This is a genomic window from Chryseobacterium urinae (assembly GCF_030518295.1).
Lineage (GTDB): Bacteria > Bacteroidota > Bacteroidia > Flavobacteriales > Weeksellaceae > Chryseobacterium > Chryseobacterium mucoviscidosis.
The window spans coordinates 40,360-47,280 of record NZ_JAULSJ010000032.1 but is presented as its reverse complement, the minus strand read 5'-3'; the positions used below and the strand labels follow the sequence as shown (position 1 = coordinate 47,280).

Genomic DNA, 6,921 nt, shown 5'->3' with positions numbered 1-6,921 from the left:
ACTTCGGATTTACCGGAGTATTATTCTTATGTACCTCATAATGAAGGTGAGGTCCGGTAGAACGACCGGAATTCCCGGATTTGGCGATAACCTGTCCTACTTTCACTTTATCGTTTACTTTAGCGACTAACTGCGACAAATGTCCGTAAAGAGTTGCCAGTCCGTTTCCGTGAGAAACGATCACACAGTTTCCATATCCTCCTTTCTGTCCGGAAAAAATAACCGTTCCGGCTGCAGTTGCCACGACATCCGATCCGTAAGCAACGGCAATATCCAGTCCTTTATGAAACTGCATCTGATCTGCTTCTGCAGGCGCATTGTTCTTTTCTACTGGTTTTTCAGATCCGGCTGCAACAGATTTTGCTGACGAAGCAGGAGCGGGAGCTGAAGCAGGAGCTTTTGGAGTTACCATTACTTTTACTTCTCTTTTATTTCCATAGCTGTCTGTTACTTCTATAATTTTTTCTACAGGTTCAGCTTTTACTTCCGGAGCTGCGGCTGCAACGGCAGCAGGTTTTGCAGCACTGCTTTTTACGGAGGCTAAAACGGTTTTAAAAGGGATAGGATTTTTTCTCACTCCGAAATTAGACGAAATATAACCTTCAGTAGGCATTCCCAAAGGAACTTCCAGTAACTTTTTCTGAAGATTCATCAGATATTGGCTGTATCGGTTTGCCTGTTTTGCCAGATAAATAGAGTTGGAGATACTGTCTTTACTCAGAATAGTAACTTTCTCGTTGGGAACATCCTTAGATTTAAGGAAAGAATTCAGCTCCGCTACGGTTTGATCCACTAATGTAAGATCAGTTTTCATTTTCAGATAATCTACACTGTCTTTTTCAGTGTTTATTTTTACAAGGTTTACTTCATAATTTTTGTTGTCCTTTTCCGAATACAACTTCGCAATGAAAATACCTTGCGCAAAAACTACTAATAAAAGTCCTCCTAAAAGCACATTTATGTTCTTTTTACTGCTTAGAAATTTCTTCATTTTTCTTCTCTTAGTATAATTACAAAACGGTTTTAAGCCTGCAAATTTAATTAAAAATAAACTTTCAGGCTTATTTTTAACAAAACTTTAGTTTTTTCTGTAATTAACGGTCGATTAGATATTTAATTGTGTTGAAGTGTTAATTTTGTCTAAATTTGGTTTTTATCATGCTCCGAAAATCCTTCTTTCCGTCTTTGTTTTAATATATTTGCAGTTCACATTTCTATTATGGCAAAAAAGAAAACAAATATAGAATCGAACCCGAAGAAAAGCAAAAATGATGTTGCGGTAGGAGTAGTCGGAAGTGGAAGTTTTGCGACTGCTATTGTGAAAATGCTTGTAGAAAACTGTAAAGTCGTGCACTGGTGCGTAAGAAATGAGTACGTAAAAGGAGCGATCGAACAGAGAGGTCATAACCCGACTTATCTTACAGCAGTTAATTTCAATCTTAAAAATTTAAAGCTTACCACAGATATCAACGAGCTTGTTTCTGCGTGTGATATTATTGTCTTGGCAACGCCGTCGATCTATCTTTCCGATACGCTGGAGAAAATGACTTGTGAATATCAGAATAAAATTTTTGTTTCTGCCATTAAAGGAATTATTCCGAAGGTAAATGATGTCGTAGCACATTATTTAAGAGACGAATTTAAAATAGGTTTCAGGAATCAGGCAGTGATTGCAGGACCTTGTCACGCAGAAGAAGTGGCAATGGAAAGACTGTCCTATCTTACCGTTGCAACCGTAGAAGATGAAGTTTCACAGAAACTGGTGGATATTTTCAATTCAGATTTTATTAAAATGCATTCCAGCAAAGATATTTTAGGAAACGAATACAGTGCGATTCTTAAAAATATTTTCGCTATCGGAGCCGGAATTGCGAGTGGTTTAGGATATGGAGACAACTTTACCGCGGTTTTCGTTTCCAATGCGATCCGTGAAATGGAAACTTTTCTGGAGGCCATTTACGAAGCGCCGAGAGATGTTAACGAAAGTGCTTATCTGGGAGATTTACTGGTTACCGCGTATTCATTATTCTCCAGAAACAGAAATTTAGGAAATCTTATAGGAAAAGGATATACCGTAAAATCAGCAATCCAGTCGATGAACATGATTGCAGAAGGATATTATGCCGCGAATTCTATTTATAAAACGTCAAAGGAAAAAGGGCTGAAACTTCCGATTGTAGATACGATCTATGGAATTCTGTATGAAGGAAAAAATGCAGAAAAACAGTTTAAAAAACTCACCGCAAAACTCAATTAATTTTCAATTTTAAATAACACAAAAACATCAGAAGTCTTTTTCTGGTGTTTTTTTATGTTTAGAATTCTTTTTTATTGAGAACTGTTTCCTGCTTTTGCTACTCGCTTTTTTAGGTTTTCGGCGGCGGCTTTGCCGCCGCCGAAAATACAAAAAGAGCTCAGATATGCCGCTCAATCAGTGCTATAAAATAGTCGGATCATAAAAATTCCAGACAATAATTAGCTGTCCGGCATAATAGAATTTAAAACAGATCAATACTTCCACAGATTCTGTAAATTAATTTTTTTGATAAAACCCATATTAAAATCGTTTAACCGAACCCTATTTTAAGAAACTTTTCCCGAACTTTGAAGTAATAAAATTTAAATTATGTCACAATCGCTTACAAGCAGAACGCCGAAACCCAAATACGACGTTGTTCTAATAGGTGGCGGAATTATGAGTGCCACTTTAGCTACCTTATTACACGAATTTGATCCTGAGCTCGAAATAGCTATTTTCGAAAGGCTGGGACGGTTTGCTAAAGAAAGTACAGCAGCCTGGAATAACGCAGGAACAGGTCACTCAGCATTTTGTGAGCTCAATTATACCCCTGAGAAATCCGACGGAACAATTGATATTTCAAAGGCAGAAAGCATCGCCGAACAGTTTGAAATTTCAAAACAGTTCTGGTCTTATTTAATTACAAAAGGTTACATCAGCGAACCGAAGGATTTCATTAATTCCTGTCCGCACATGAGTCTCGTTTTTGGAGAAAAAGATGCGGAATATCTTAAAAAACGTCATGAGAAAATGTCAGAATCCGTTCTCTTTAAAGGGATGGAATTTTCAACCGATCACGATAAATTGAGAGAATGGATTCCTCTGGTGATGAGTAAAAGAAACCAGTCGGAAGTAATGGCGGCAACCAAAATGGATCTGGGAACTGATGTTAATTTCGGAACGTTAACCAGAAAAATGGGAAGACATTTGCTGGAAGATTCCAATGTTGAAGTTTTCCTTTACCACGAAGTAAAAGACATTGATCCGAAAGAAGACGGAAGCTGGGAAATGAAAGTAAAAGACAGAATTCACAGCCACAAACAGGAAGTGGAAGCTGATTTTGTATTTATCGGAGCAGGAGGCTATGCTTTACCGCTGTTAGACAGTTCAGACATCAAAGAAAGCGAAGGATACGGAGGTTTTCCGGTTTCCGGACAATGGCTGGTAACTCATAATCAGGAATTGGTAGAAAAACATCAGGCAAAAGTGTATACACAGGCAACTGTGGATGCACCGCCCATGTCGGTTCCACATTTGGATTTAAGAATAATCGACGGACAGAAAGCTTTACTTTTCGGACCTTTTGCAGGATTTTCAACTAAATTTTTAAAAGAAGGAAGCTATCTGGATTTACCTGAAAGTGTGAATACTAAAAATTTAAGATCGCTTTTCGGAGCTTGGTGGCATAATATTCCTTTAACCAAATATCTGGTTCAGCAGGTCGCCATGACGAAGTCCCAGAGAATTCAGCATTTGAGAGAATTTATTAAAGATGCCAAAGAAGAGGACTGGGAACTGAAAGTTGCCGGACAAAGAGTTCAGATCATTAAAAAGGATGAAAAACATGGTGGAAAACTGGAATTCGGAACCGAAGTAGTGGTAAATAAAAAAGGAACAATTGCTTCTCTGTTGGGAGCTTCTCCCGGAGCGTCAACAGCAGTATATGCAATGCTGAACGTGCTTGAAAAATGCTTCCCCGAAAAACTTCATGGCGAATGGAAAGAAAAACTGCTGGAAATGGTACCTTCCTACGGGCAAAAACTGGCAGATCATCCTGAGCTTACGGAAAAAGTGAGAAACTATTCAAAAGAAAAATTACAACTCGAATATTAAAAAAAAGTGAGCGTTGAATAGTCAGTTTTTTAAATTAAAGTATTAAATTACAAACAATTGACTATTCACTTCTCACAAAGATATTATGTCAGAAACACTTATAAAACCTGTGATCGTGAAAGAATTATTAGAATCCCTTCAAACCAAATTTGAGGAGGAACAGCAGGTTATTGTCCATTGCTGTTTTCCGGCATCACCCTTTTTTGGAAACCTCATCAGAATATGGCAGTCAACCTATCTTTTTGATAATCAGTCGGAACATCAGAGCAAATTAATTCATGCGGAAAATATTACCATTTATCCCAACTGGACCCCGGTTCCTTTTATGAGAGATTTTTGGTTCACCTTGGTGTTTTCAGGGTTGCCGAAAGACTGTAAAAGCTTTGATTTAAAAGAAGTTATTCCGGAAGAAGGCGGATTTTTTGTAGAATCCATTAAAAGGAATTCATCAGACATTTACCGCGTGAAAATTTCAGAATCTTACTGAAAATTTAATCCGCTGAATGGCTTATTTACCGTAAAATCTTTATCGTAAATCATAGTTTTAAGTTCATGAAAAAATACCTACTTATCTTTTTACTCTTTCCACTTCTGATATTTTCTCAAAAATTGTCAAAAGAAGAATCCGAAATTAAAAAATTTCAGAAAGAACTGAATGCTGAATATGTAAACCCGAAAGAAACACCTTTACGCGGCGATAATTTTAAAAATTTCAAACAGCATCCTTTCTTTCCGATCAGTTTAAAATTCAGAATTACTGCAAAATTCGAGAAAACGGAAAACGCAGAACCGTTTGATCTTCCTACCTCTTCAGGCAAAACAAAACCTTACAGAGAATTTGGAAAAGCAACATTTCAGTTAGACGGAAAGTCATATACATTAACAATATATCAAAGTTTGGATTTAATCAAACAGAAAAAATACAAAGACCATTTATTTCTGCCTTTCCGTGATGCCACCAATGAAAAAGAAACCTACGGCGGCGGAAAATATCTGGATTTAACCATCCCAAAAGGCAAAACCATTATTCTGGATTTTAATAAATCGTATCACCCTTACTGTGCTTACAACGCTTACGATTACAACTGTCCCGTTGTTCCCGAAGAAAATAAACTTCCGGTTGAAATTCGGGCAGGAGTAATGTATGAAGACATTTATCATCATTAAATTATGGTAAAATTAAAATTTTACGAACCGAAAGATTTTTCCGGAGTAAGCTATACTTTGGACGAACTGCAGTCACAATACACCGCAACCGCAGAACAGGCATTACAGAAAATTGAAGAGCGGAGCGACACCCTTGCTTTTCCCATCATCATTCTGGAAAATCATCATCCTGCCGGTTTTTTTGTGCTGGATTTCGGAAATGATAAATTAGACCTTACAGACAATCAGAATTCTACGTTATTGCGCTCCCTTTCCATAAATCCTGAATTGCAGGGAAAAGGAATCGGAAAAGCAGCAATGATCCTCCTTGACGAATTTGTTCGGGAACACTTCAAAGATTGCAGCGAAATCGTTCTTGCAGTCAACCAAAACAATAGTTCTGCTTACGAATTATACCTTAAAGTTGGCTATAAATTCGACGGAAAAACAAGAATGGGCAGAAGCGGAATACAATATCTGATGTACAAAAAATTGTAAAACAGAATTTTTGAAAAAATTATCGTTTCAATAAAAAATAGTTTTAGCATAATCCTTAAAAATCAAACTTTAAGAAATTTTTAATTCAGAATTTTCATGTTTGGCGTGAAACTTTCACCTAAATTTGAGTAACATCAAATAATAAAATATGGAAATATCTCTTCACAATCAGGTCGCTGTCGTTACAGGAGCTTCCAGCGGAATCGGTTCGGGAATTGCAAAATCACTCGCTTCAGCCGGAGCAACAGTTATTGTCAATCACTCTTCGGAGCATTCCTCAGACGAAGCCAAAGCCGTTTTAAAAGAAATCACCGATGCAGGCGGAAACGGAATAACCTATCAGTGCGATGTTTCCAAAGAAGATCAGGTCATCAAAATGTTTCAGGATGTGGTTTCACAATTCGGAACAGTCGATATTCTCATCAACAACGCAGGTGTTCAGAAAGACGCAAAATTTACCGAAATGACAATCGATCAGTGGAATACCGTCATCGGAATCAATCTTACTGGGCAATTCTTATGTGCAAGAGAAGCCATTAAAGAATTTCTTCGCCGTGGTATCGATCCTTCGCGTTCCATTGCCTGTGGAAAAATTATTCACATCAGTTCCGTTCACGAAGTCATTCCTTGGGCAGGTCATGCCAATTATGCTTCAAGCAAAGGCGCAATCAGAATGCTCATGCAGACTTTGGCGCAGGAATACGGAGCCGACAAAATCCGTGTGAATTCCATCTGTCCCGGAGCGATTCAGACGCCCATCAACAAAGATGCATGGAGCACTCCCGAAGCGTTAAACTCTTTATTAGATTTGATTCCTTACAATAGAATCGGGCAGCCGCAGGACATCGGAAATATGGCGGCGTTTCTGGCAAGTGACCTTGCAGATTACATCACCGGAGCAAGTATTTTCGTAGATGGCGGAATGACAACGTTCGAAAGCTTTTCAACAGGAGGATAATTTTTTTTGCGCATATTTCCGGCTTTCACTACTCGCTTTTTTGTGCCTTTGCTTTTTCCGGAGCTTACAAAAAGAGCTCAGACAGACCGTTCAATCCGGAGCGCATGGCAGCCGAATAATCAATATAAGTTATTAAAGGAAATTAATGGTGAATCCGCTTCACCGTAAATTTAAAAAAATACATTCA

At 38.0% G+C, this 6,921-nt stretch carries 7 protein-coding genes; 6 read left to right on the top strand and 1 reads right to left on the bottom strand.

Features of this window, described 5'->3' with window-relative positions; genetic code table 11:
• The coding region (locus tag QWT87_RS17105; protein WP_302717486.1) for a M23 family metallopeptidase at positions 1-991 on the bottom strand (991 nt) is incomplete at its 3' end.
• A 228-nt stretch (positions 992-1,219) separates the two neighbouring features.
• On the opposite strand from QWT87_RS17105, the gene QWT87_RS17100 reads away from it, so the two are divergent.
• From QWT87_RS17100 to QWT87_RS17075, 6 genes are all read left to right on the top strand, one after another.
• Positions 1,220-2,257, top strand: a complete 1,038-nt coding sequence (locus QWT87_RS17100; protein ID WP_302717484.1) for an NAD(P)H-dependent glycerol-3-phosphate dehydrogenase — start codon at positions 1,220-1,222, stop codon at positions 2,255-2,257.
• Between the two features lie 369 nt (positions 2,258-2,626).
• Positions 2,627-4,132, top strand: a complete 1,506-nt coding sequence (gene mqo / locus QWT87_RS17095) for a malate dehydrogenase (quinone) (RefSeq protein WP_302717482.1) — start codon at positions 2,627-2,629, stop codon at positions 4,130-4,132.
• A gap of 85 nt (positions 4,133-4,217) precedes the next feature.
• Positions 4,218-4,619 (top strand): hypothetical protein, encoded by a 402-nt coding sequence (locus QWT87_RS17090; RefSeq protein WP_087708974.1) that lies wholly within the window; start codon positions 4,218-4,220, stop codon positions 4,617-4,619.
• A gap of 122 nt (positions 4,620-4,741) precedes the next feature.
• Positions 4,742-5,299 carry a DUF1684 domain-containing protein gene (locus QWT87_RS17085; protein ID WP_302717480.1) on the top strand — a complete coding sequence of 186 codons (558 nt, stop codon included), beginning with the start codon at positions 4,742-4,744 and terminating at the stop codon, positions 5,297-5,299.
• A 3-nt stretch (positions 5,300-5,302) separates the two neighbouring features.
• Complete coding sequence (locus tag QWT87_RS17080; protein ID WP_302717478.1) at positions 5,303-5,776, top strand: GNAT family N-acetyltransferase; 474 nt, start codon at positions 5,303-5,305, stop codon at positions 5,774-5,776.
• 148 nt (positions 5,777-5,924) lie between these two features.
• The gene (locus QWT87_RS17075; protein WP_302717476.1) at positions 5,925-6,734 is read left to right on the top strand and encodes a glucose 1-dehydrogenase; all 810 of its coding nucleotides are present in this window, start codon (positions 5,925-5,927) and stop codon (positions 6,732-6,734) included.
• Positions 6,735-6,921 lie beyond the last annotated feature (187 nt).

What these genes read in the sequence shown, in the direction of transcription:
- QWT87_RS17100 (WP_302717484.1), top strand. Translation starts at nt 1,220, where the DNA reads ATGGCAAAAAAGAAAACAAATATAGAATCGAACCCGAAGAAAAGCAAA.
- mqo (WP_302717482.1), top strand. Translation starts at nt 2,627, where the DNA reads ATGTCACAATCGCTTACAAGCAGAACGCCGAAACCCAAATACGACGTT.
- QWT87_RS17075 (WP_302717476.1), top strand. Translation starts at nt 5,925, where the DNA reads ATGGAAATATCTCTTCACAATCAGGTCGCTGTCGTTACAGGAGCTTCC.
- QWT87_RS17090 (WP_087708974.1), top strand. Translation starts at nt 4,218, where the DNA reads ATGTCAGAAACACTTATAAAACCTGTGATCGTGAAAGAATTATTAGAA.
- QWT87_RS17080 (WP_302717478.1), top strand. Translation starts at nt 5,303, where the DNA reads ATGGTAAAATTAAAATTTTACGAACCGAAAGATTTTTCCGGAGTAAGC.